The sequence below is a fragment of the Bradyrhizobium tropiciagri genome, assembly GCF_001189845.1.
In the GTDB taxonomy this organism is placed as follows: domain Bacteria; phylum Pseudomonadota; class Alphaproteobacteria; order Rhizobiales; family Xanthobacteraceae; genus Bradyrhizobium; species Bradyrhizobium tropiciagri.
Window position 1 is genome coordinate 1 of the sequence record NZ_LFLZ01000162.1, and the last position, 2,306, is coordinate 2,306.

2 protein-coding genes are annotated in these 2,306 nt (G+C 62.8%); both read left to right on the forward strand.

Going from position 1 to position 2,306, the window contains the following annotated elements; genetic code table 11:
- Positions 1-165 precede the first annotated feature (165 nt).
- Positions 166-1,716 carry an IS21 family transposase gene (istA, locus tag AKN84_RS44180; RefSeq protein ID WP_050426590.1) on the forward strand — a complete coding sequence of 517 codons (1,551 nt, stop codon included), beginning with the start codon at positions 166-168 and terminating at the stop codon, positions 1,714-1,716.
- Positions 1,713-2,306: ATP-binding protein (locus AKN84_RS44185; protein WP_128971730.1), on the forward strand; the 594-nt coding region annotated here is incomplete at its 3' end. The genes istA and AKN84_RS44185, both read left to right, overlap by 4 nt.

The window sequence follows — 2,306 nt, forward strand, 5'->3', positions numbered from 1 at the left end:
TGCGTGTTTCGGCAATTTCCGGACACCGATTTCGGTAATTCGCGGACAGCGATTTCAGTAATTCCGGGACAGGGATTCCGCTAAATCGCGGACAGTTGCGGGAGGTTGGTTTTCGGGAGCGCCGTTCAGGCAATGTTCTCTCTCAAGCTGAGTTTGAGAGGGGCAATGCCGAGGCGGAAGCAAGCGAAACGAACCACTGTGAAGGACCTACGATCGATCCTGAGGCTGACGTACGAGCAGGACCTGTCGGTTCGGGAGATCTCGGAACGGCTGCAGATCAGCAAGAGCTCGGTTGCCACCTACCTGCTGCGGGCACGCGAGGCGGGCTTAAGCTGGCCGTTACCGCCGATTTATGCGAGCGAGGCGGCGTTGCAGCGGGCTCTGTTCCGGCGGGTCGGGCGGCCTCCGCAGGACTTGAGCGAGCCTGAGTGGCCGCGGGTGGCGCAGGAGCTCAAGCGCAAGGGCGTGACGCTGACGCTGCTTTGGCAGGAATACCGGACGGCGCATCCCGACGGCTATGGTTACACGTGGTTCTGCGAGAAGTTTGACGCCTATCGGCGCCGGGCGAACCCGACCTTCCGTCATCGCCACGCGGCGGGTGCAGTGATGCAGACCGACTATGCCGGTCCGACGGTGGAGGTGATCGATCCGCAAACCGGCGAGATCCGTCAGGCGCAGATATTTGTCGCGGTGCTCGGGGCCTCGTCGCTGACCTTCGCTATGGGGAGCTTCGGTCAGCGACTACCAGATTGGATCGAAGGCCAGACCCGGGCCTTGTCGTACTTCGGCGGAGTTCCCAAGGCGATCGTCTGCGACAATCTGAAGGCCGGGGTCGTCAAGGCGTTGTGGTTCGAACCGACGCTCAACCAAACCTTTGCCGCCATGGCCGAGCACTACGACACGACGATTTTGCCGACCCGCAGCCGCAAGCCGCGCGACAAGGGCAAGGTTGAAGGCGCGGTGCTGATTGTCGAGCGCTGGATTCTGGCACGGCTGCGCCATCGGCGGTTCTTCAACCTGACCGATCTCAATACTGCGATCGGCGGTTTGCTGGAGGAGCTGAACCATCGGCCGATGCGCCATATCGGCAAATCCCGCCGGCAGCTGTTCGAGGAGATCGAGCGCGCTGCGTTGACGCCGCTGCCGAGCGAACCGTTCGAATACGCCGAATGGAAAACGGCGAAGGTCCATCCCGATTATCACGTCGAAGTCGACAAGACCTTTTACTCAGTGCCGCACCGGCTGATCGGCCGTCGGGTGGACGTCCGGCTCACCTATCGAGCCGTCGAGATCTTCCAGGATCACACGCGTGTCGCCAGCCATGTGCGCCGCTCTCAGCGCAGCGGCCATGTCACCGTGAACGAGCACATGCCCAAGGCCCATCAGCGTTATGCCAATATGACGCCGGCGAGCTTGATCAAGATGGCAGCGCGGATCGGCGTCAACACCGCCACTCTGGTCGAGCGGATGATGCGTGAGCGCCCGCATGCCGAGCAGGGTTATCGCTCCGCCATGGGGATCATCGCCCTGGCACGGCGCTACGAGCGCGATCGGCTCGAAGCGGCCTGCGAGCGGGCACTCGTCATCAACGCGATCAGCTACTCCTCGGTGAGCGCGATCCTCAAATCCGGGCTCGACCGCGCGAGCCCTGCTGCCGCACCCGTCAAAGCCACCCCCTCGCACGCCAACATCCGTGGTGGGGGCTATTATCAATGAAGGAAAGGAACATCGCGATGCTGACCCACCCGACCCTCGAGCAGATGCAGGCGCTCGGCCTTGCCGGAATGGCGGCCGCTTACCGGCAACTAGCCGAACAGGACAATGCCGCCGATCTCAGCCGGGATGAGTGGCTCGGCCTGATGCTCGATCGTGAAGCCGCCATGCGTGCCGACCGGCGCCTGACCAATCGCCTCGCCGCAGCCAAGCTGCGCTTCGTCGACGCCTGTATCGAGGACGTCGACTTCGCGTCCCGCCGCGGCCTTGACCGGCGCAACACCCTGCAACTGGCGCAAGGCGCTTGGCTGAAAGCCCATGAGAACTTCATCATCACCGGTCTGACCGGGACTGGTAAAACCTGGCTGGCGTGCGCCTTCGGACGCCAGGCGGCCAGGCTCGATCATTCCGTCCTTTATTTGCGTATGCCGCGCCTGTTCGAAGACCTCGCCATGGCCCGTCTCGATGGTCGCTTCCCGCGCCTCATCGACAAGCTCGCACGGGTCCAGTTGCTCATCCTCGACGACTGGGGCACCCACACCCTCAATGATCAGCAGCGCCTTGATCTCCTCGAAATCTTCGAAGAGCGCTAT